At 67.9% G+C, this 20,707-nt stretch carries 22 protein-coding genes; 10 read left to right on the forward strand and 12 right to left on the reverse strand.

Annotated features, from left to right (window positions below):
- Window positions 1–49: 49 nt before the first annotated feature.
- Window positions 50–565 (reverse strand): helix-turn-helix domain-containing protein, encoded by a 516-nt coding sequence (locus AB0J74_RS37255; protein WP_363457472.1) that lies wholly within the window; start codon window positions 563–565, stop codon window positions 50–52.
- Window positions 566–655: 90 nt separating this feature from the next.
- On the opposite strand from AB0J74_RS37255, the gene AB0J74_RS37260 reads away from it, so the two are divergent.
- From AB0J74_RS37260 to AB0J74_RS37290, 7 genes are all read left to right on the forward strand, one after another.
- Window positions 656–1,156 carry a pyridoxamine 5'-phosphate oxidase family protein gene (locus AB0J74_RS37260; protein ID WP_363457474.1) on the forward strand — a complete coding sequence of 167 codons (501 nt, stop codon included), beginning with the start codon at window positions 656–658 and terminating at the stop codon, window positions 1,154–1,156.
- A 13-nt stretch (window positions 1,157–1,169) separates the two neighbouring features.
- Entirely contained in the window at window positions 1,170–1,847 is a 678-nt protein-coding gene (locus AB0J74_RS37265) for a Type 1 glutamine amidotransferase-like domain-containing protein (RefSeq protein WP_363457476.1), read from the forward strand.
- A gap of 388 nt (window positions 1,848–2,235) precedes the next feature.
- Window positions 2,236–2,835, forward strand: coding sequence for a hypothetical protein (locus tag AB0J74_RS37270; RefSeq protein WP_363457479.1), 600 nt, complete (start codon window positions 2,236–2,238; stop codon window positions 2,833–2,835).
- Window positions 2,836–3,091: 256 nt separating this feature from the next.
- Window positions 3,092–3,676, forward strand: a complete 585-nt coding sequence (locus AB0J74_RS37275) for a hypothetical protein (RefSeq protein ID WP_363457482.1) — start codon at window positions 3,092–3,094, stop codon at window positions 3,674–3,676.
- Complete coding sequence (locus AB0J74_RS37280) at window positions 3,673–4,371, forward strand: hypothetical protein (RefSeq protein WP_363457485.1); 699 nt, start codon at window positions 3,673–3,675, stop codon at window positions 4,369–4,371. The genes AB0J74_RS37275 and AB0J74_RS37280 overlap by 4 nt, the downstream gene beginning before the upstream one ends.
- A gap of 130 nt (window positions 4,372–4,501) precedes the next feature.
- Window positions 4,502–5,344: a hypothetical protein gene (locus AB0J74_RS37285; protein WP_363457488.1), complete on the forward strand. Its 843-nt coding sequence runs from the start codon at window positions 4,502–4,504 to the stop codon at window positions 5,342–5,344.
- A 4-nt stretch (window positions 5,345–5,348) separates the two neighbouring features.
- Window positions 5,349–5,543: a hypothetical protein gene (locus AB0J74_RS37290; protein ID WP_363457491.1), complete on the forward strand. Its 195-nt coding sequence runs from the start codon at window positions 5,349–5,351 to the stop codon at window positions 5,541–5,543.
- 24 nt (window positions 5,544–5,567) lie between these two features.
- Here AB0J74_RS37290 and AB0J74_RS37295 read toward each other — a convergent pair whose 3' ends face one another.
- Both AB0J74_RS37295 and AB0J74_RS37300 read right to left on the reverse strand, forming a co-directional pair.
- Window positions 5,568–5,942, reverse strand: coding sequence for an antibiotic biosynthesis monooxygenase (locus AB0J74_RS37295; protein WP_363457494.1), 375 nt, complete (start codon window positions 5,940–5,942; stop codon window positions 5,568–5,570).
- Window positions 5,921–6,421: a GNAT family N-acetyltransferase gene (locus AB0J74_RS37300; protein ID WP_363457497.1), complete on the reverse strand. Its 501-nt coding sequence runs from the start codon at window positions 6,419–6,421 to the stop codon at window positions 5,921–5,923. Before AB0J74_RS37300 ends, AB0J74_RS37295 begins: the two co-directional genes overlap by 22 nt.
- Before the next feature lie 54 nt (window positions 6,422–6,475).
- On the opposite strand from AB0J74_RS37300, the gene AB0J74_RS37305 reads away from it, so the two are divergent.
- Complete coding sequence (locus tag AB0J74_RS37305; protein ID WP_363457500.1) at window positions 6,476–7,045, forward strand: TetR/AcrR family transcriptional regulator; 570 nt, start codon at window positions 6,476–6,478, stop codon at window positions 7,043–7,045.
- A gap of 69 nt (window positions 7,046–7,114) precedes the next feature.
- Window positions 7,115–7,774: a hypothetical protein gene (locus AB0J74_RS37310; RefSeq protein WP_363457502.1), complete on the forward strand. Its 660-nt coding sequence runs from the start codon at window positions 7,115–7,117 to the stop codon at window positions 7,772–7,774.
- A gap of 124 nt (window positions 7,775–7,898) precedes the next feature.
- Here the strand turns inward: AB0J74_RS37310 and AB0J74_RS37315 are convergent, their stop codons facing one another.
- The 9 genes from AB0J74_RS37315 to AB0J74_RS37355 all read right to left on the reverse strand — a co-directional run bounded on the left by AB0J74_RS37315 (window position 7,899) and on the right by AB0J74_RS37355 (window position 19,388).
- Window positions 7,899–9,212, reverse strand: coding sequence for a hypothetical protein (locus tag AB0J74_RS37315; protein ID WP_363457505.1), 1,314 nt, complete (start codon window positions 9,210–9,212; stop codon window positions 7,899–7,901).
- Window positions 9,206–10,828 carry a hypothetical protein gene (locus AB0J74_RS37320; protein ID WP_363457507.1) on the reverse strand — a complete coding sequence of 541 codons (1,623 nt, stop codon included), beginning with the start codon at window positions 10,826–10,828 and terminating at the stop codon, window positions 9,206–9,208. Before AB0J74_RS37320 ends, AB0J74_RS37315 begins: the two co-directional genes overlap by 7 nt.
- A gap of 365 nt (window positions 10,829–11,193) precedes the next feature.
- Entirely contained in the window at window positions 11,194–12,411 is a 1,218-nt protein-coding gene (locus tag AB0J74_RS37325) for an iron-containing alcohol dehydrogenase (protein WP_363457510.1), read from the reverse strand.
- Window positions 12,412–12,438: 27 nt separating this feature from the next.
- On the reverse strand, window positions 12,439–13,899 hold the full coding sequence (locus AB0J74_RS37330; RefSeq protein WP_363457512.1) for an NAD-dependent succinate-semialdehyde dehydrogenase: 1,461 nt from the start codon (window positions 13,897–13,899) through the stop codon (window positions 12,439–12,441).
- A 129-nt stretch (window positions 13,900–14,028) separates the two neighbouring features.
- A complete protein-coding gene (locus AB0J74_RS37335) occupies window positions 14,029–15,105 on the reverse strand; it encodes an ABC transporter ATP-binding protein (RefSeq protein ID WP_363457515.1) in 1,077 nt (358 codons plus the stop codon).
- Window positions 15,105–16,169 (reverse strand): ATP-binding cassette domain-containing protein, encoded by a 1,065-nt coding sequence (locus tag AB0J74_RS37340; RefSeq protein WP_363457517.1) that lies wholly within the window; start codon window positions 16,167–16,169, stop codon window positions 15,105–15,107. Before AB0J74_RS37340 ends, AB0J74_RS37335 begins: the two co-directional genes overlap by 1 nt.
- The gene (locus AB0J74_RS37345) at window positions 16,169–17,080 is read right to left on the reverse strand and encodes a carbohydrate ABC transporter permease (RefSeq protein ID WP_363457520.1); all 912 of its coding nucleotides are present in this window, start codon (window positions 17,078–17,080) and stop codon (window positions 16,169–16,171) included. The genes AB0J74_RS37340 and AB0J74_RS37345 overlap by 1 nt, the downstream gene beginning before the upstream one ends.
- Complete coding sequence (locus AB0J74_RS37350; RefSeq protein WP_363457523.1) at window positions 17,080–17,994, reverse strand: sugar ABC transporter permease; 915 nt, start codon at window positions 17,992–17,994, stop codon at window positions 17,080–17,082. Before AB0J74_RS37350 ends, AB0J74_RS37345 begins: the two co-directional genes overlap by 1 nt.
- A gap of 32 nt (window positions 17,995–18,026) precedes the next feature.
- Window positions 18,027–19,388, reverse strand: a complete 1,362-nt coding sequence (locus AB0J74_RS37355) for an extracellular solute-binding protein (RefSeq protein ID WP_363457525.1) — start codon at window positions 19,386–19,388, stop codon at window positions 18,027–18,029.
- Window positions 19,389–19,776: 388 nt separating this feature from the next.
- On the opposite strand from AB0J74_RS37355, the gene AB0J74_RS37360 reads away from it, so the two are divergent.
- On the forward strand, window positions 19,777–20,520 hold the full coding sequence (locus AB0J74_RS37360; protein ID WP_363457528.1) for a GntR family transcriptional regulator: 744 nt from the start codon (window positions 19,777–19,779) through the stop codon (window positions 20,518–20,520).
- Window positions 20,521–20,707 lie beyond the last annotated feature (187 nt).

Raw genomic sequence — 20,707 nt, forward strand, 5'->3', positions numbered from 1 at the left:
TCGTCGAGGAACACGGAGGTCAGGTCCGACGGCAGAGTCGCGAGCGAGCCTACGAGATCGCAGAAGACTCCACCGCTGCCTCGTACGCGGCCTGCAGTTCGGCGAAGACCGACGGCGTGCCCGGCGGCCGCGCGATGCCCAGGTGCTGCTCGCGCAGCTCGTCCATGAACCGGTCCCACAGTTCGGGGCCACCCCGCTCCAGCAGCTCGGCGCGCACCGAGAGTTCGTGGCTCGCCGGCATGTGCCGCCGCCCCCAGGTGCCAAGCGCCGCCATCACCGGCACGAGTTGGACCCCTGCCTCCGTCAGGCTGTAGCGGATCTTCTGCCGGTGGCTCGCGTCGTCCGTCCGCCACAGCAGGCCGCGAGCCACCAGCCGCCGCAGCCGGTCGGCGAGGATGTTGGAGGCGATCCCCTCCTGCGAGCCGGTCAGCAGCTCCCGGAAGTAGTGCCGGTTGCCGAACATCACGTCCCGCAACACGACGAGCGACCACCGGTCGCCCAGCACCTCGACCGCGAGGTTGATCGGGCAGCCGGATCGGTGCGCCGGGTCGCGTACATCAGCCATCAGAGACTGATGGTACTTCGCAATCGGTCATGCTAACGTCAGCCTGTCCAGTTGCGTTTTGCAATCGGTTTCGGGGGCCAGATGCGACCAGTGCACGAGCGAATCGACCGGCGCTACAGCGAAGCGAGCGCGGAGGCGGTCCCGTGGACCGATTCCGAGGCGAGGCTGGCCGCGGCCGAGGTCGCCTGGCTGGTGACCGTGCGGCCCGACGGGCGTCCGCACGCGACGCCGGTGACCCCGGTGACGCACGACGGCCGGGTCTACTTCCACACCGGCACCGCCGAGGTGAAGTACACCAACCTCCAGGCCAACCCCCATGTGCTCGTGTTGGCCGGCGACACCGAGTGGGACCGCGGGCTCGACGCGGCCGTCGAGGGAACCGCCCGACCCGTGACCGACGACGCGTCCCTGCGCCGGGTCGCCGAGCTCTACCGCGACCGCTGGGACGGCCGCTGGCAACTCGACATCGACAACGGGACAGTCACACCGCGGGCACACGACCACGAGGTCGTCGTCTTCGAGGTGACACCGACCAGCGCGTACGGCCACAGCAAGGGCGAGCCGTTCGGGCAGACCACCTACCGCTTCTGACCGGAAGGGCACCATGAAGCTGCTCCTGACCTCCGCCGGCGTCAACAACCCCAGCATCCACGCCGCGCTGGTCGGCCTGCTCGACAAGCCGATCGCCGAATCCACCGCGCTGTGCATCCCGACCGCGGGCTACGGCAGCTCGTACGGCAGCCCCGCCGGGATCTGGCGTTTCGTCAGCGGGCAGTCCGCCCAACCGATGTGCGAGCTGGGCTGGAAGTCCGTGGGCGTGCTGGAGCTGACCGCCCTGCCCAGCATCGACAAGGAGCGGTGGACCTCCTGGGTGCGGGAGGCGGACGTCCTGCTGGTCAACGGCGGCGACGCCCTGTTCCTGTCCTACTGGATGCGGCAGTCCGGGCTCGCCGACCTGTTGCCGTCGCTGCGTGAGACGGTCTGGGTCGGGTTCAGCGCCGGCAGCATGGTGCTGACTCCCCGGATCGGCGCGGACTTCGTCGACTGGAAGCCGCCCACCGGCGACGACCAGACCCTGGGCGTCGTCGACTTCTCGATCTTCCCGCACGTCGACCATGTCGACCTGCCGGAGAACACCATGGCCGAAGCGGAGCGGTGGGCGGCCGAACTGCCGAACGCGGCCTACGCGATCGACGACGACACGGCCATCAAGGTGACCGACGGCGAGGGCGTCGAGGTCGTCACCGAGGGCCACTGGAAGTTGTTCACCCCGACGACCTGATTGGGCTCGACCCGCTGGGCAAGCCGATCGCCGACTCCACCGCATTGTTCATCCCGATCGTGCCGCACGCCCATAAGCGCGGCGCCGCAGACGCCTGATGGTCGAGGGCGGCGACCCTAGGTACCTCGCCAATAGGATGCGGGAGTCCGGCCTGGCGGACCTGTTTCGCACGCTAACAGGCACCGTCCAAGTAGGACTCGATGCCGGCAGCATGGTGATGACCACATCGCGGGGTTCTCCAGCCATGGCGTGTCCGGCCGTCTGGGTGAAGCATGATGGCATGGCGCCGTTGGGCTCATCGACCCACCGATCAGGGGCCGCCGCGGGGCCGGTGGGGGGTCCGGGGCGCCCGACGGTGTGGCTTGCGGCCACCGCGGTCGCGTATTCAGTGCTTCATCACGTCGGCAGCGGGCTCGCATGGCTCGGTCCGGTCGGGTCCGGTCCGACCCGCTGGGCCGACTGGATCGACCTGGCGACGCCTTACGCGTTCCTCCTGCCGGCCGCCATGACCCTTTGGCGCGCGGGAGAAATCCCCGCGGCGGCGTGGCTCGCTTATCTGGTCGGCGCCGTCACCTACGTCGAAGGACACGGCGTCCACCTATCCGCCAATTCGATCAGCAACGCTAGGCCGACCGAGGCGGCCCACCTTTGGGACGAGGTGGTCGGCCACTACCTGTGGTTCATCGGCTCGATGCTGGTCTGGGCCGCTCTCGCCACGACCCTCTCCCGGCGTCGCCCGGTGAGAGGGCCGCTCCCGGCCCTGCTCGCGCTGGCCGTCGGGGTGACCGCCTCGACAAACGCGCTTGAGGGCGGCACCGCTCTTCTCGGCCTGGCCGCCGCCGGCGGGTTCGCCGCATGGGCCTGGCTCACCCGGGCCGGGTCCGGCCGCCTCATGCTGATCGGTTCCGTGCCCGCAATCCTGATCATCGCCGGGTGGGGCATGTGGAATGCCGGCTTCCCGCAGCCCTCAGAAGTCGGCTGGGGATAGCTGCCACACCCACAGGGGCTATCGCGAGAGCGCGTCAGAGTCATTGACGTTCGTGTCTGTGTTGACTAGCCTCTGCGGTTAACACGCATCTACTGTCGACGATCCCTACGGGGGGTGATCGGTCGAAGGAGACAGACGTTTCCCGCGCCCGTGCCGCGCATTTCCGGCTCTCGATTAAGCGGCTGTGGGCTGCCCATTCGCTGAGCACAGGTCCGTAGCTACGGTGAAAGGAATCAGCGTGCCCAGAATCAGGATAGTGGCAGGGGTAGCGGCCTTGGCCGGTGCCGCGCTCCTCCTCATGCCGGTCAGCGCCGTGACCGGCAAACCACCGCCGGCGCCGCAGTTGGCGAAGTCGATCTCGCAGGACGCCCTCGAGCGGGTGGCACCGCCGAAGTCCCGCGAGGAAGCCGCCGCGCGGCGGCCGATAGCCCGGCCCCTGTCGGTCGGGGTTTCCGCGGAGCTCAAGCTCACGACAGATCGGCACATGGCGGCCGATCCCGCGCTGCGCGCGTTGCTGCGGGGCACCGCGTACAAGGTGGTCAAGGAAGGCACCTGGAGCCGGGCGGTGAGCACCGAACGGATCGGCGTGGTGCGGGAGATCCAGCTCGCCAAGCCGGTCGACATGCCGATGCGTGAGTGGCCGGTCATGGTCTGGGACGACGCCCGCGACACCTACCAGCAATACCCCTACAACGCCTCCTGGTCGAACGTCAGCCGGGTGACCGTCTATGTCGACGACACCGCCGGCGTCGTCGGGCTGACCCCGGACGAGAACGCGGTCCCGACGCAGGGCCCGGGCAACGAATGGATCGCGAAGCTGCCGAAGGGGACGCCGAAATGAGTGAAGCTTTTGGTGGCCTCCGCACCCGGCTGGCCCTGCTCGCGGCCGTGCTGATCGCCGTGACGGCAGTGCTCGTCGGTTTGCCTTCCGGCGACCCCGCGAGCGCCGCGACATCGCGCACCCAATGCTACTACTTCGATTTCGACGGCGTACGTTTCCACAACTACGACTATCTCGAAAAGGTCGACAACTGCAATGCGGTCGACTGGGCCACCAGCGTCTTGTTTTACGACTGGGCCGACATCGATTTCGTCAAGAGCACGCTCGACAACTTCGGCTTCGAAGACTCGAGCTGGCAGGACATGTATATGCCGGTCCGCACGGGCAACGGCGGGGCGGTGTGGGACGACGACGGCGGTAAGAAGGAGATCGCCTGCCCGGCGGTCGGCCTGGAGACGAGGCACTACCGCATCTACGCACCGCCGTCGACCGACTACATGTACCACCCCAACCTCGGCTACTTCGTCGTCGGTTCGACTCACTGGGACGCCAACGAGTGCCCGCCGATCGGCAAGCACCATTACGGCAGCGAGGAGGCCGAGCAGACGATCGCCAACCGGATGGAGGACGGCGGCTACTTCGTCTCTCGCGAGTGGTCGGACTACGACAACTGGGAGCCCTACCGCGTCGAAGGCGACCACACGTGGGAAAACAGCGGCTACGCCACCTACATCGCCACGCCCTACCCCGGGTGAGGTCGAGATGACGTGGAGCCGACACCGGCTCGCCCGGTTCGCTCTCGTCGCCCTGTTCGTCGTGCCCTCCGGCGTCGCAATCGCCGGAGGGCCGGCGTCCGCCGACTCAACACGGTGGACTGTCGGCGCGATGGCGACGAGGGAACGCACCCTGACCGGCGACCGACCCCAGTTCTCGAGGCGCTGGACCGTGACCGCGGCAGATGTCGCACCCTGGTTCACGACGCGACTGAAGATGCGAATCACCTTCGCCAACGACGCACCGGCTGACGGCAACGCCCGCGTGATCGCCGCGATCAACGACAACCCCGCCGCCCTGATCACGCTGCGGACACAGCTCGACGGCACCCGGGTCTTCTACGATGGTTACCTGTCAGGGCCGGTCACCACCGTCACGAAGGACGATTCCATCACGGTCGACTACGAAAACTATCCTCGCGAGGGCTCCGTGCGTCCCGGGATCAACGCCTTCAAGGTCGCACTGCAAGACAACGACGGGCTGGTGGAACGAGTGGAGATCGACCCCGCCAGCGGGTTCGCCGCGACCACCATCGCACCCGACCAGCTCAGCATCGCGCTGCCCAAGGAGCTCACCGCGGAGGTTGGCGAGCAGTTCATCCTGCCCTACGAGGTCTCGAGCCGGGCCGAACGCGCGGACCGGCCGTTGAGCGTCCTGGTCGAGAAGGCCGGCGGACCGCTGGAACTCGACCGTGACCACGACGAATTCTCGACCACCGGCGCCAAGCGCAGCGGTCAATTCACCGGAACCGCCGCCGAACCAGGCCGGTACGAGCTGCGGGTCGCCGCCAACGGCGGATACAACCCGGCAGCCGGAACCGTTGTCATCGACGTCAAACCCGCGAGCCGGCGCGGTCCGGGCCTGGCGGCCGTGGTCGGCGCCATCGCCCTGGTCGCCGTGGCCGTCCTGCTGTTCACCGGCGGGCGCCGCCGCGCCGAACGGCGAAGGACGTGAACCCATGAAATCAGCGAGCTGGCCATTGATCGGGCTGGTCATCGGCGCGGCCGGCGGATGGCTCTGGGGCTGGTCCGCGAGCGACTACGAGGCGATCGACTCGGCCGCAGGCACCGCCTTCCTCGGCGCTTTGGCCGGCCTGCTCATCGGGGCGGTCGCCTACTCGCTCGCCCGGCGTCGCAACCGCGGCGAGCACTGACCGCGGGAGAAGAGGCGCAACGCGTCAGGGCGCGTCGGTGCCAGGTGCCCTGGCCGCCGTCTCCGCGACCGAGCGCGACGCCATCGCCTGGGCCTCATAGTGCTCAACCGTCTCGTCGAAGGAAAGCAGCGCCGCGCGTGCGGCGGGTTCGACGACGGCGGCCCGCGGTGTGTCACCGGCGAAGCGGGTGATGGCGGCCATCGACTCCCAGAGCGTCAAGACGTGGATCCGGACCGTGTCATCGTCGTCGCGGCGCATCAGGTAGGCGATGTGAAACCCATGCAGGGCGCGGAGTGCCGGTAGGACAGTGACGCGGAAGTGGTCTTCATAACGACGTGCACCGTCCACGGTGGCGACGGCTCGCCAGCTACGCGCGATCACCGCAGTTCCAGCGTCCATGTCTGGCCGACGAGATCATGGCCAAAGCTGTGGTGGGGCTTTTCGTCGGTGAGCGTGAAGCCGACGGCCTGGTAGATCCGGCGAGCGGAGACCAGCACGTCGTTGGTCCAGAGCGCCACCCGCCGGTAGCCGGCACTCCGGGCGAACGCGAGGCACTCGTCGACCAGCCGGCGGCCGATGCCCAGACCCCGGGCCGCCGGCGTGACCAGCAGGATGCGCAACTTGGCGGTTTCGGGTTCGTCGCCGGCGACCAGGAAGACGCAGCCGGCGCGGACGCCGTCGATTTCGGCGATCCAGGCCGCCTCGCGGGCCGGGTCGCGGCCGCCGGCGTAATCGGCGACGATCCGCGCGACCAGCGCCTCGAACTCGGTGTCCCAACCGAACTGCTGGTCGTAGACCTCGCCATGGGCCATCACCACCCAGCCCAGGTCGCCGGGACGGTCCGCGTGCCGCACGGCGATGCCGATTTGTTGCGTCATGAAGCCTCCTTCGGTCACTGAAACGACTGTTTCAGTGAGATGTAGACTACGCCGGTGACCGAGGAAGCGACAATCCCGTCCGCGCGCAAGACCGAGCTACTCGAGGCCGCATACCGGTATGCGCTCGAACACGGCCTCGCGCAGTTGTCGTTGCGCCCGCTGGCCACCGCGATCGGGTCGAGCCCGCGCGTGCTCGTCTTCCTCTTCGGAAACAAAGACGGTTTGGTACGGGCAGTCCTGGCCCGTGCCCGCGCCGACGAACTCGCGATCCTCGACCAGGTGGGCCCGCCGCCCGTGGGACTCGCCGACGCCGTCGACCGGCTGTGGCGCTGGTTGGCCGCCCCGGAACACCGGCAACTGCTCACCCTGTGGGCCGAAACCTACGCCCGCTCGCTGGTCGAACCCGACGGCGTCTGGGGCGGCTTCGCAGCGGCGACGGTGCACGACTGGCTGGCCGTGCTGGCCACCTGCCAACCGCCACGCGAGCGAAATGGCAGGCGCGGCGCCGCCCGCCGTACCCTCGCCCTCGCTGTGCTCAGAGGCGCCATGCTCGACCTGCTGGCAACCTCGGACCAGGACCGCGTGACCGCTGCGGTCCACCAGCAGCTCGACCTGCTCCGGTGACCCGGTCCCAGACGAGCTCGGACACCGCTGGACACCCTGGACCAGATCCACGACCCGCGGCAGCCGACCATGGAGGTCGCGTCTGGCCGCCGGCTCATGCTGGTCGCCTGGCAGGATAGCCGGGTGGGCGAGGCAGTTGACCCGTGGCGTCACGTCGGTCGGGTATACACGAACGGCCAGCAGTTCCTCGTGCTGGACGTGCGCCTTCTCCGGGCCTGGCGCGCCACGGACGAACAGGTCGATGAGCTCGTTGAGCTTGGTCAGCAAGTTACGACCCTGCCCGTCGGTGGTGGCGTGGCCGGGATCGTGGCAGTCGACGGCAGCGTCACGGACGAGGGGTGGTTAGAGGTCTTCCAGCGAGGGCCGGACCGCATCGCCGTCGTTCAGGGTAGCGGCCGGCCATACCGTGACGTCATGGTCGGTGCGTTGTCGCATTCGATTACGCCCTCGCAGGCCGATGACGCGGTCATTGAGATCGGCAGCGGCGAGTTGGCGCTGTGGGATTCCGCCCTGGATGGCGCGGAGGATTCCGACACCGGCCTGCACCGCGCCGTGGCGGGCAAACTCCCTTCCGATCACCGGCCGCTGCACGCCGGCTCCCCGCTCCCTCCGGCCGGTCTTTGCATTCCCGTACGTCCCGGCTCCTACCAACTCATGGTGTGCTGGAGGACCGAACTCGGCGATGACGCCTGCTTCGCCCGCTGGCTGCTGATGCGTCGGAACGAATAGGCGATCACGAGCGCTGGTCCGGTTGGTGACGGTGGCGAGCCGGAACGGCATCGATCGGCCGGCAGGCGCCCGGTTGTGCAGGTCCGGAAGTTGTGGGTGCCCGCGGCGCGGGCACCCACAACCATTAGCCCGTGACGTCGACCGTGTCGCAGCCGTAGAAGCTCGTCTGCACGGACGGGCTGCTGGTGAACTTCCCGAAAACGCAGCCGGTGGTGTCGGCCGGCACGAACGAATCCGTGCGGGGTCCGAAGTGGAGGACCGCGTCGAGGTCGCCATCGCGTGTCCGCTCGTCACGTTCCAGCGAATCCTCCGGGTGGATCCTGTTGTGGGACTCCGATGCGCCGAGGCCGCGCAGCAGGACTGCCGGTGAGGCGAACCGCGTCGAGGTGGCGACGATGGTCGTCGCGTTGAACGCGATGGGGTTGCCGTACTCGCCGGCGCGGGTGGTGAGCACCGCGACGGGCAAGACCCCGCCGTTCAGGTTGACCGGGTTCCGCGCGCTGCCGGGTTGCACGTTGATGGTCACCGGAACCGCGCAGTCGAGCGTCAGCCGTGTGGTCCGCCGGTTGTTGTCAGCCTTCGCATCCACGACAGTCGCCCGCCTGGGGGTCACGATCGTCGTGAAATCGAGCGTACGGGGTCCCGGCTGGGCACAGGTCACGGTGTAGCTCTTCTCGAGCCGCTGGGGCGTCCCGACCGCGAGCGTGGCCAGCGTCGTCGCGGGTGCGTCGGGGATGGCGGTGATGCCGGACCCGGCGACGACCTCGCGCTCGACCTTGGCCTCGGTCGGTCCGTCGGGCCCGGCGTTGGCGATCGTGCTGGTCACGGTGATGATCACGGGTCTGCCGATCGCGCCGAACAGCGGCGCCGATGCCTCGACGGCGTCGACCGACAGGTCACTCTCGCGGCAGTCCGGGTCGTCAGGGTTCGCGACACAGTAGTCGCGGACAGCCTGGGTCGTGTCGATCGTGGCGACCGTGGCACCGGCCTCGTTGGCCAGCTTGATCTCCTCGACCCGACTGTCGTACGGCACGAGCACCTGACCGCGTCCCGGTTGGCCGAGGAAGCCCGCCCCCTCGGCGTACGCGAGAGCCGGGTTGGGCATTGTGGTGGACCGCAGCACCGCACCGTCGGCGATGCTGGACACCGTCAGGTCCGGCTTCAGGAACGCGGTCCCCGGTGTCGCCACGTTCGCCACGACGACGCCGGCGGCCGTACCGGATTCCGCGGATTGGAAATCGATCTCGGCGACGAAGCTGCGGGCGTCGTCGACATATTCAGGTTGGGGAATCGGGTCGCTGAGCGGGTCCGCAGCGCTGGGGACCGCCTGGATCGCGCCGATCGCCAGGGCGATGACAGCGACGATGAGCCCGGCTACGCGAGCGCGGCGCAGCGAGCGCGAGGACGTGAAGTTCGGCATCGTGAGACCCCTCAGCATCTTGTCTCGTCGCATTGACCGAACACGAAGGTTATGCGGCGTCGGTCGGCCCGCCGGGCGAAGGTGTTGTCATTCATGAGGTCGTTTGACGGTGGGTCGGAGACCCAGAAATCCGGGTTGGTGTCGGTGTCGTAGACCGAGTCCATGCCGCGGCAGTCGGCGACGACCCCGCCGAGGCTGCCGACGTCAGCGGTGCACGCGTCGCGGCTCAGGTAGACGTCCGGAGCGTCGGGCGTCTGGAAGTAGCCACCGTCGCAGCAGTATTCGTCGGCGAGCCCGAAACCGCTGTGTCCGGTCTCGTGAATGAACACTCCGGTCTCACCGGCCTCGGCGCTGAGCACCCCGTTGCGGGCGCATTCCCGCAGGGTGGCCGTGTTGCCGGGCGCGGGCGTCGCGGGATGGAGAATCGCGCGGACATTGGCGAATCCGTAGGCGGTGCCGAGGTTGCCCGGTGGCTGATGCTGGCAGGTGTCGACGATGCCGTCCCCGCCCCGCAGGTCCCGGAGGCCGCCCGTTGCGGCTGGGTCGAGGGCTATCCAGACATTGATGGAACGCTGATTGTCCAGCACGAGTTGCTCGCGCATCAGCTCGGCGACGGCCGTGCGGGCGTGGGCCAGGAAGTTGGAATCCCTCGGGCCGCTGTAGACCGGGAAATTCAGCAGGCTGGTGTCTGACGGGTTGTTCGGGTCACGCCGGACGTTGGTAGTCGCCGGGAACAGGACGACGTCCAGCGCCCTCTCGCGGGGGGCTGACAGCAGCACGGGTACAGCGCGCCCTTGCGGCGGATCGCCGACCTGGACCGTATGCCACCCGGTCTCGGCACTGCCGGGGGCATCGATCCCCACGCAGCTGTAGGCGAAGGTCGAGCCGGCCGCGCCGGCCGTGCGGGTTGCGGTCAACGTCGTCTGGCGGCCAGAACCGGCGATCTTCTGTCGAGTGTGGCCCCCATCGAAAGAGAAGAAGATGTCCAATTGGTTAGCGATCACCGGCGGCAGCCCGGTGCCGTCGGGTTGGTCGCCGAAAGCCTCGGCCGTGATGGTGACCGTCTGGCCGGGCTGCGGCCACAATGGGGAATGGAGACACCGGACGTGGACTCCGGGGGCCTGCGGTGGCTCATTGACCTCGACGATGAGGGCCAGGCCACCGACGTCCCCGTCGTCGGCGTTGCCGTGGCTCGAGACCTCTGCCCCGCAGGGTCCGCTGACATCACCGTCGAAATAGCATCTGTGATCTTCCGGGTGCAGGTCGATCGTGAAGTTCACCGCGCGGTCGGCATCGTTGTCGGTGAGATCGATCTGGTTGTCGACGAAATTCAGGCCATCGTCCTCGTCGAAGATCTCGATCCTCACGTCGATCGTGGCCTCGGTGTGGTCGACATCTGCGGTCGCTTTCCAGTTCGGCTCGATAAGCGATTGATCGGTCATCTCGCCAAAGTTGGTCGGCTCATTATCGCCAATGAACGTTCGGCCGTAGAAGTCCGCGTCCGATGTCAGGTCGATGGGGCCACCAGGACAGCATTCCCCCACCCTGACAATCGTGACCGTCACAGTCAAAGGCAGGGCCTGAGCAGGCGCCGCCCAGGCCACCACACATGTCGCCGCGACGGCGATCGCCACGGTCGCCGCACGTATTCGCCGAAGGACGAGCCGTCTCAGAACGGAGCGGGTTCGGTTTTCTGTTGAGATCATCTGAGTCCGCCTCCGCCGCCCGCTAATTCATGACTCAAAGCATCGAGAACGTTTCGGTAAGATGGTTGCCCACACCACGATGAAGCCGTCGACAGTGAGTGCGGCGGCGTCCAGATCAGATCATGGACTCCCGCAGCGCAACGGCATCAATTCGACTCAACGGCTTCACCCGAAAGTGTTGCAATGCCCTAATCCGGCACCATCCCGGGCCGGCAGGTGCGCGTTCTCCGATCGCCCCTCGCCGACCCGCGGGCCCCTGATCGTGCCTGCGAAGCCGGACGGTCTGCTCGGAGTCAGACGTGTCGCGTCCGCTCCCCCGTCCAGGCCGCTTCGAGGATCGCGGTCAGGCTGGCGGTGTCGGTCGGGCCTGGGTGGTTCTGGATCAGGCGGGTGACGCCACTGGCCATCTCCGCGAAGCGCGGGAGGTCGGCGCGTGCCACGCCGATGTCCGCCAAGGTGGGAGGGATGCCGATGTCGGCGAGGAGCCCGTCTAGCCAGGTGATGAACGTACCCGCGGCCTCGGCGTCCGAGGCGCCGGTCACGTCGAGCCCGCACACCCCGGCGAGGATGGCCAACCGGTCGCCGATGGCCTCCTTAGCCGCGTCCAGCGCGTAGGGCAGGAGCAGCCCGACGCCCAGGCCGTGCGGCGTGTGCGTGGCTGCGCCGATGGGGTACTGGAGAGCGTGCGGGGCCGCGTTGCCGGCGTGAGAAAAGGCGAGCCCGGCGAGCATGGACCCATAGGACATGTCCGCGCGGGCGTCGGTGTCGCCTCCGTCCCTGACGGCACGGCGCAAGCTACGGGCGATCCGCTCCGCGGCCAGGAGCGCGTAGTGGTCGGTGATCGGGTTGCGGCCGAGGAAGACCTGCTCCACCGGATCGCGCGGTCCGTGGGCCCGGGGTCGCGCGGTGTAGCTCTCGACCGCGTGACAAAACGCGTCGATGCCGGAGTGGGCGGTGACGGTCGCCGGGCAGGTGTAGGTGAGTTCGGGGTCGACGATGGCGAAGTCGGGCACGATGTGGACGCTGGAAACGCCCACCTTCAGCTCGCGGTCCGGGTCGGTCAACACCGAGACGGGGGTGAGCTCGGAGCCGGTGCCCGACGTCGTCGGGACCGCGACGAGAGGAATCGTCGGGCCCGGCACCTTCGACTCGCCGTAGAAGTCGCGCGGCGTGCCACCGTGACACCGGATGACGCCGACGATTTTGGCGAGGTCGATCACCGTGCCACCCCCGATCGCGAGGATCACGTCGGCGTCGACCGCCGCGGCGACCGAGACCGCCAGGGCGACATCGGCGAGGGGTACGTCTGGAGTCGCGTCGGAGAACACCTCGACGACCTCGACCTTCTCCCGTACGGCGGCCACGATCTCGGCCACGCCCGGCTGTGCCAGAAGAACCTGGTCGGTCACGATGAGGACGCGCGAGCCACACTCGGCCACCACTCGTGGGATGTTCTGCGCGACCCCTTCACCCACTATCAGCTGGCGTGGTCCGCGGACGGTCTCAAGCATGTCAGTGCCTCTCCGGAACGTCGGCGGTTACGGTAGGTCGATTGCCGCGTAGGTGAGGTCGAGGTACTCGAGGATGCCCTCGTGCGAGCCCTCTTTGCCGATCCCGGACTGTTTCACGCCTCCGAACGGAGCCGACGGGTCCGATATCAGGCCACGGTTGATGCCGACCATCCCCGTGTCCAGCCCCTCGGTGAAGCGGAGCGCCCGCTGGAGGTCGCGAGTGAAGACGTATCCGACCAGGCCGTGCTCGGTGTCGTTGGCCTTCGCCAGCACCTCGTCGTCGGACGTGAACGAGATGATCGGCGCCACCGGGCCGAAGATCTCCGCCGCCAGCATCCGTGCATCGTCGGGCACGTCGACGAGGACCGTGGGCGGGTAGAAGTGGCCCGGCCCATCCGGACGCTCGCCGCCAACCAAGACCCGGGCGCCACGATCGACCGCGTCGGCGACGAGCTCGTCGATCTTGACGACCGAGGCCTCGTCGATCAGCGCACCGACGTCCACGCCGTCGTCGAGACCATGGCCCACCGAAAGCGCGCCCATCCGCTCGGCGAAGCGCGCCGTGAACTCCTCGCGCACCGGCTCCTCGACGTAGATCCGGTTGGCCGCGACGCAGGACTCCCCGATGTTGCGCATCTTGGCCACCATGGCGCCGTCGAGCGCGACGTCCAGGTCAGCGTCGGCACACACGATCAGGGCCGCGTTGCCGCCCAGTTCCATGGAGGTACGCAGCACGTTGTCCGCAGCCTGTCGTAGCAGCACGCGCCCGACCTCGGTCGACCCGGTGAACGAGAGCTTGCGGGTCCGACCGTCGGCCAGCAGTGCCGAGACCACGTCGCCGGCACGTTTGGTGGTCACCACGTTGACGACTCCGGGCGGAACGCCGACCTCCTCCATGATGCGGGCCAGGAACAGCATGGTCAGCGGCGTCTGTGCTGCTGGCTTGGTGATCGTCGTGCAGCCCGCAGCCAGCGCAGGAGCGATCTTGCGGGCACCCATGGCCAACGGAAAGTTCCAGGGCGTCACGAAGACGCACGGTCCGACTGGCTTCGGCACGGTGAGGATGCGATATCCACCTGCGGGAGCGATGCTGTAGCGCCCCTCGACGCGCACCGCCTCCTCGGCGAACCAGCGGAAGAACTCGGCGCCGTACGCCACCTCTGCCCGAGCCTCGGCGAGCGGCTTGCCCATCTCGAGCGTTATCAGCCGGGCGACCTCCTCGGATCGCTCGGTCAGGGCCCGGTACGTCGCGGTCAACAACTCCGACCGCTTCCGCGGCGGGGTCGCCGCCCACTCCCCCATCGCCTTGCTCGCCGCGTCCAGAGCGGCGAGACCGTCAACGACGCCGGCGTCCGCCACCTCGGCGATGGTCTGGCCGGTGGCCGGGTCCTCGACGGCAAAGGTCGCTCCGCTCGCGGCGTCGCGCCAGGCGTCGCCGATCCGGAGCCGCCGGTGCTCGGGGGCCAGGACGTTCATCGGGTCAATCATCGCGTCGGCTCCTGTGATGTTCTTGGTATCGCGTTCTCGGGCACGGCCGTTTCAGCGTCGTCATGCCGTGCTCATTGGTGACGGCCCGCCGACGTGTGGGTGCATGTTGTTGTCGCCGCCCGGGTGCGGTTACCGCCCCGCCTCGGACAGCGACAACCCCGTGCCCGCATCGAACAGGTGCGCACGGTCCAGGTCGACCGTGACAAGCAGCCGCTCGCCCGGCGTACCGGTGACGGTGGGTCGTGCCTTGACCTTGAGGATCGCCGTACCCACTCGGACGTCGACCACCGTCCGGTCACCGAGCGGCTCGAGCCCGTAGAGCTCCCCCGGCAGCGACGCGTTCCCTCGCTGCTCGACGGACAGGTTCTCCGCGCGCAGGCCCAGCAGCAGTGGACGACCGTCCTGCGCCGTGGTCCAGCGGGGCCGCGGCAGCGTCCAGCCTTCGGCACCGACCAGACGATCTCCCTCGGCGTGGCAGGCGAGCAGGCTGATCGGCGGGCTCCCGACGAATCCTGCGACCCACTGGTTGGCCGGACGCTCGTACACCTCGGTCGGCGTTCCGACCTGTTGCACCTTCCCCTCCTTGAGGACCGCGACCTGGTCGGCCATGGACAGGGCCTCGACCTGGTCGTTGGTCACGTAGACGAAGGTTGCTCCGAGGCTGCGGTGGATGCGGGTGAGCTCGGTGCGCATCTCGACGCGGAGCTTGAGGTCGAGGTTCGTCAGCGGCTCGTCCATGAGAAACGCGCGTGGGCTACGGACCAGCGCCCGGGCCAGGGCGACACGCTGCATCTCACCGCCCGACAACTGCGCGGGACGACGCTGCAGCAGGCGTTCGATGTGCAGCAGGCTCGACATCCGCTCGACGGCGGCGGCGATCTCGCTCGAAGAGCAGCGGCGTGCCCGCAGCGGAGAGGCGATGTTCTCGTACACCGTGTGTCGTGGGTAGAGGGCGTAGCTCTGGAAGACCATGGCCAGGTCGCGTGCGGCCGGGGTGTCACCGGTCGCGTCCCTGCCGTCCAGATGCACCGACCCGGCGTCGAGCTTCTCGAGGCCGGCGATCGCTCGCAGGGTCGTCGTCTTGCCTGCCCCGGAGGGCCCGAGCACGACGAAGAACGAGCCGTCCGGCACGTCCAGCGTCACCCCGTCCAGGGCCTGGACCTTGCCGAAGGACTTGCGCAGCCCGTGCGCCGCCACGGTTCCCATCAGGCCACCAGCTCTTCCGTGCTCACGTCGTAGACCGCCGGGGTCCCGCCGGTGTGCCGCAGCCCGACCGGTGCGTCAGCGGCGAAACGGCCGGTCGGTGGCATCCGAACCCGCACGTCGCCGCCGCCGTGGTCGACCACGTAGATGATTTCGTCGCCCAGCCACTCCGCCGAGACCACGCGGGCCGGGACCGAACGTTCGGCTCCTGGTGCTGTTACTTCCAGCGCCTCCGGCCGGACGCCGGCGACCAGGCGACGGTCGCGCTGCAGGCCCGGTGGTGGCGTGAGTTCCAGTCCGCCCTGGCTGCGCAGCTTCCCGTCGGACACCTCGACCTCGATCAGGTTCATCGGCGGGGAGCCGATGAACGCGGCGCAGAAAAGACTCGCCGGACGCTCGTAGACCTCCAGCGGCGTGCCGATCTGCTCGACGCGGCCCTTGTTGAGGATGGCGATCCGGTGACCGAGCGACATCGCCTCGACCTGATCGTGGGTGACGTAGACCATCGTCGTCCCCAGTTCGCCCTGCAGGTGCTTGATCTCCGTGCGCATGTCCGCCCTCAGCTCCGCGTCCAGATTGGTGAGAGGCTCGTCCATGAGGAATGCGCGCGGTCGGCGCACCAGGGCGCGGGCAAGCGCGACGCGCTGCTGCTCCCCGCCGGACAGCCGGCGCGGTCGCCGGTCCAGCAGCGGACCGAGCCGCATCAGCCGGGCCGCCTCGTCGACCCGCTCGCGCACCTCCGCCTTGGGCAGTCCCTCGGCCCGCAGCGGGAACGCCAGGTTGTCGCGGGTTCTCAGGTGCGGGTAGAGAGCGTAGAACTGGAACACCATGGCGATGTCGCGCTCGGCCGGCGGCAGGTCGTTGACCAGCGTGTTGCCGATGCGGATGTCGCCCGTCGTCTGCCTCTCCAGACCGGCGATGGCCCGCAGCGTGGTCGTCTTGCCGCAACCCGAAGGCCCGAGCATCACGAACAGCTCGCCGTCCTTGATGGACAGGTCGACGTGGTCAACTGCGACCGTCCCGTCCGGGTAGCGCTTGTGCAGGGCGGTGACCTCGATGCCGGCCATCAGCGTCGCACCGCCCCGAGCGTGACACCGGCGACGAGGTGCTTGCGCACCAGGTAGGCGAAGACGAGCACCGGTAGGGCGAACACGACAGAGGAGGCGGCCACGAGACCCCAGTCCACCGTGGTGCCACCGATGAGGCCGGCGATGGCGGGTGGGGCCGTCCGCACGTCGTCGCTGGAGGTAAGGAAGATGGCGAACACGAACTCGTTCCAGGAGAAGATGAGTGCGAAGACCGCCGTCGCGGCGATGCCGGGCACGAGCAGCGGAAGGGTGAAGCGCCGGAATGCCTGCAGGCGGGTGTAGCCGTCGAGCATGGCGGCATCCTCGTACTCCGCGGGCACCTCGTCGACGAACCCCTTCATCATCCAGATCGTGAACGGGAGGTTGTACGCGGCGTAGATGAGGATCAGGCCGAGCTCGGTGTCGATGAGTCCGACCTGGCGGTACATGAGGAAGATCGGGATCACGACCACCACGGGCGGCATGAAACGGGTGGACAGGATGAAGAACAGCTGGTCCTTCTTGGCCTTCACGGCGAAGCGTGAGTAGGCCCAGGCCGCCGGAACCCCGAGCACGGTGGCCAGCACCGTGGAGACACCGGCGACGATGACGGAGTTGAGAAACGAGACGGACAAGGCAGAGCGACCGCCGCCAGAGGCGACGAACACGTCCTTGAAATGGTCCATGGTGAACTGGAAATTGAGGAACTTGGCGGGGATGGCGTAGACGTCCCGGTTCTCCTTGATGGACGTCTCGACCATCCACAGCACGGGAAAGAGCATCACGACGGCCAGTACGGCCAGCAGCGCGACCTCCAGCACGGAGCGCCCACGGCCGCCGAAGCGCCGCGCCGGGGGCCGGTGATCCTGTACAGGATCCGTGGACACGGCCTCGTTGACGGAGACGCCCATCAGTCCTCCTTGAGCTTATTCAAGTAACGCAGGTAGAGCTGCGTGAGGACGATGACGACCAGGACCATGAGGATGCCGTACGCCGAGGCGGTTCCGGTGTTGAAGCCCAGGAACGCGACCTTGTAGACGTGGAACGACAACGTCTCGGTGGAGATCCCCGGGCCTCCGTTGGTGAGGATGTAGACGAGGTCGAACAGCCGGAAAGCCTCGATGGCCCTGAACAACACGGCGATGAGCAGCAGCGGCCACACCAGCGGGAGAGTGATGGTGCGGAACCGGAACCACTCGGACGCCCGGTCGATCGAGGCGGCCTCGTAGAGGTATTTGGGGACCGCGGTCAGGCCCGCGAGCGCGATGAGCATGATGAACGGCGTCCATTGCCAGGTGTCGACCACGATCAGGGAAATCAATGCCGTTCGCTGCTTGGTGAGCCACTCCACCTGCCCCAGACCGAGCGAGCCGAGCATGCTGTTGACCACGCCGAATTGCGCGTCGAGCATGAATCGCCAGAACAGCCCGACCACGACCGGCGACAGCATCATCGGAACCAGGAACACGGTCGTCAGCAGTCCTCGCCCGTGCCGGCGCCGGGAGATCAGGTAGGCGATGGCGAAACCGAGCACGGTCTGCAGGCCGACCGCGCCGACCACGTAGATCAACGTCGTCAGCGCCCTTTGGTGGACCTGCGCCGACGCCAGGATGGCCGTGTAGTTCCCGAACCCGACCCAACGGGCGGGCCCGCCGCGGGTGGCCGAGTAGTCGGTGAAAGACAGGTACAACGCCCACAGCAACGGGAACACCGACATTGCCAGCAACAGCAACAGCGCCGGGGAGATGAAGGTAACGGCGAGCCCGCGGTCGCTCAGCCGGCGGGACCGCCCCGGTGCGGGCGGCGTCGCGGACGCCGCCTGCACCGGGTGATCGGTCGTCGAAGGGACGGGACCACTCACAGTCCGCCGCCGCCCTTGCTGCCGGAGTCGAGCACGCCCTGCTGCTCCTTGGCGATGGTGTCGAGCGCCTCCTTCGGGCTCTTCGCGCCGTTGAGAGCCGCGTTCACGTTGGTGTTCTCGATGTCGACGAGGCGCGCGTACTCGGGCACGTTCCACATGTCCCGCATCCGTGGCACCGAGTCGGCGTACACCTGGTTGAACGGACCGGCATTGAGGAACTCGGGCGACGCCAGGGCGTCCGTACGCGATGGCACGCCACCGGCCGCGGCCCACTTCTTCTGGACGTCAGCCTGCTCGAACCACTTCATGAAGTTCAGGGCCTCCGCCTGGTTCGCCGCGGAGGAGTAGGCCGACACGTGCATCCCCATACCGCCGAGAGGCACCAGGTTCGTCTTCTGGGCCGGCAGGGTGGCAAAACCCAGCTTGTCGAGAATCTGCTCCCGCGTGGTGCCGAGCGTCGACTGCTTCGGGTCGAGCAGGCCGCCGCTCGCGGCGATCCAGTTGAACGCGATGCAGGCCTTGCCCTGGGCGACCGCGGCGTTCACCTCGTCGATGAACCAGTTGCCGGAGCCCTTGGCCGTCAGCGGCTTCATCTTGTTGACCAGGACATCCATCGCCTCCTGGCCCGCGGCGTCGTTGAGGACGCCGTCGATCTTGCGCGTCTTGGCGTCCCAGAGGTTGCCGCCATAGACGCCGTTGACCGTGTTGTAGGTGACGGCCGCGGCGTCGGAGCCGTTGGCCTGGTGGAAAGCCAGCCCGCTGACGCCAGGGTGGTCCGCCTGGCACTTCTCGGCGGTTGAGATCATCTCGTCCCAGGTCTGAGGTGGCTTGTCGCCGATCAGGTCCTTGCGGTAGATCATCGTCCAGGTGTCGCCGAGCAGCGGCAGCCCGTACAGGCTGGCGCTTTCGTCGCGCTTGCCGGTCTCCGCCTGGGGGAACTGGCCGTAGGCCGCCAGCAGGTAGGGGTTGTAGGCCTTGGTATCGATGTTGTTCTTGACGAAGTCGGTGATGTCGAGGATGTTGCCGTTCGTCACGGCCTCGCCGATGTGTTGCGAGTCCAGGATCGCGATGTCGAAGTCGGTCTTGCGCGCGGCGAACTGGGTGAACATCGCGTCGTGCCAGTTCGCGTTCGGGACGGTGTTGACCTTGATGGTGACGTTCGGCCGCTGCTTCTTGTACTCCGCGTTCGCGAAGGCTTCCAGCGCCTGCGCGGGGGGCCACTCGAACCAGATGAAGCTGAGGGTCAGCGGGTCCTTGGTGAGCTCCGGGATGGTCGCCGGCGCCTTGGGGGCGCTCGCCTTCGCGCCGTCGCCCTCGCCATCGCCGCAAGCCGCCATGGTCGTGGCCACCAGCAGCATGGCCGCCGTCGCCAGCCGCGCCTTTCGACCGGGAACGGACGGTCGTCCTATTCGCTTGGGATGCCGCATCTTCTTCCCTGCTTTCTGGGTGGGGACTCCTAGAGCCTCGCTATGCGCTTCGCCGAGCAGTTGCTGGGTTGTTCAGGCGTGTTGCCGGGGCCGACCCGCGGACCGGCGTCACGGGTACGCGCGATGTACTGGGTCTCCATGCCGTCGAAAAGCCGTCCCAGGTGATCGAGGTAGAGCGATGGAGGGCGGTTCCGCGATGGTGCCGGATGGCGAGCATCCGTGACTTTTCCTATACGATCGCCTGGGGGCGTCAGCATGCCGCAGCGCTGTGACTGATGTCAACAGGCTCGCAAGGCGCAAGAAAGGACCTCACGTCACGATGGACGACGAAGCGATGATCGCGCAGGGCCGTAGGGCCGTGACGGGCGGAATGGCGCCAGCAAGATCTGCCGGCCGGCTTGCCGACGAGGTGTACGACACGCTGCTCGGACAGCTGATGTCGCTACGGATCGAGCCCGGCTCCCGCGTCACCATCGACGTCCTGGCGCGCGAGCTGGGTGTCTCGCAGACGCCGATCCGAGACGCCCTGAACCGCATGGAGGCCGAGGGCCTGGTCGTGCGTGTGCCCCATGCCGGCTACCGCATTCCTCCCCAGATCACTCGTCACCGATTCGAGGACATGCTCGAGGTCCGTCTGCTGCTCGAGCCGGCAGCGGCGCGCAGATCCGCCGAACGCGCATCCTTGGAGCAGGTCGCCGGCCTGCGACGAATGCTGGAGGAGATGGCGGAACTGGAGGGCGGCAGCGGGCCCATGGCCTACGGCGCCTTCGGGCTTCGCGACGCCGCTTTTCACGATCTCGTCGCCCTGAGCGCGGAGAACCAGGTCATCCGGGAAGCGCTCGCTCGCCTGCACAGCCACGTGCACCTCTTCCGGCTTCACCACGACACCCAGGTCACCTACCTGGCCATGGCCGAGCACGAGGAAGTGGTGGCCGCGATCGCCGCGCGTGACCCCGACGCCGCCGCCTACGCGATGCGTCGGCACATCCTGCGGTCCGGCGAGCGTTTCCGACGAATCTTCGACGAGGTCAAGGGCGTGGACGGAATAGCGGTCGAGGCTTGACGGCCGGGCGGGGCGCAGGAATGCTAACTCAATCAGATCGGATTGGATCCCACCTCACCCGTCCCCCCATATGCGAGGAGAAGCAGGTGCCCAGAGCGCTGCTCCTGACCGGTGATGCCGCCGAGGAACTCGACACCATGTATCCCTACTACCGCGTCCAGGAGGGCGGCTGGGACGTCGACGTCTC

Origin of the sequence: Asanoa sp. NPDC049573 (assembly GCF_040676615.1) — a bacterium.
GTDB lineage: Bacteria > Actinomycetota > Actinomycetes > Mycobacteriales > Micromonosporaceae > Asanoa.

Coding starts and splice junctions, on each gene's coding strand:
- AB0J74_RS37255 (WP_363457472.1), bottom strand. CDS start 565: ATGGCTGATGTACGCGACCCGGCGCACCGATCCGGCTGCCCGATCAAC.
- AB0J74_RS37265 (WP_363457476.1), top strand. CDS start 1,170: ATGAAGCTGCTCCTGACCTCCGCCGGCGTCAACAACCCCAGCATCCAC.
- AB0J74_RS37280 (WP_363457485.1), top strand. CDS start 3,673: ATGAGTGAAGCTTTTGGTGGCCTCCGCACCCGGCTGGCCCTGCTCGCG.
- AB0J74_RS37285 (WP_363457488.1), top strand. CDS start 4,502: ATGGCGACGAGGGAACGCACCCTGACCGGCGACCGACCCCAGTTCTCG.
- AB0J74_RS37290 (WP_363457491.1), top strand. CDS start 5,349: ATGAAATCAGCGAGCTGGCCATTGATCGGGCTGGTCATCGGCGCGGCC.
- AB0J74_RS37295 (WP_363457494.1), bottom strand. CDS start 5,942: ATGGACGCTGGAACTGCGGTGATCGCGCGTAGCTGGCGAGCCGTCGCC.
- AB0J74_RS37300 (WP_363457497.1), bottom strand. CDS start 6,421: ATGACGCAACAAATCGGCATCGCCGTGCGGCACGCGGACCGTCCCGGC.
- AB0J74_RS37310 (WP_363457502.1), top strand. CDS start 7,115: ATGGAGGTCGCGTCTGGCCGCCGGCTCATGCTGGTCGCCTGGCAGGAT.
- AB0J74_RS37315 (WP_363457505.1), bottom strand. CDS start 9,212: ATGCTGAGGGGTCTCACGATGCCGAACTTCACGTCCTCGCGCTCGCTG.
- AB0J74_RS37325 (WP_363457510.1), bottom strand. CDS start 12,411: ATGCTTGAGACCGTCCGCGGACCACGCCAGCTGATAGTGGGTGAAGGG.
- AB0J74_RS37330 (WP_363457512.1), bottom strand. CDS start 13,899: ATGATTGACCCGATGAACGTCCTGGCCCCCGAGCACCGGCGGCTCCGG.
- AB0J74_RS37335 (WP_363457515.1), bottom strand. CDS start 15,105: ATGGGAACCGTGGCGGCGCACGGGCTGCGCAAGTCCTTCGGCAAGGTC.
- AB0J74_RS37340 (WP_363457517.1), bottom strand. CDS start 16,169: ATGGCCGGCATCGAGGTCACCGCCCTGCACAAGCGCTACCCGGACGGG.
- AB0J74_RS37345 (WP_363457520.1), bottom strand. CDS start 17,080: ATGGGCGTCTCCGTCAACGAGGCCGTGTCCACGGATCCTGTACAGGAT.
- AB0J74_RS37355 (WP_363457525.1), bottom strand. CDS start 19,388: ATGCTGCTGGTGGCCACGACCATGGCGGCTTGCGGCGATGGCGAGGGC.
- AB0J74_RS37360 (WP_363457528.1), top strand. CDS start 19,777: ATGGACGACGAAGCGATGATCGCGCAGGGCCGTAGGGCCGTGACGGGC.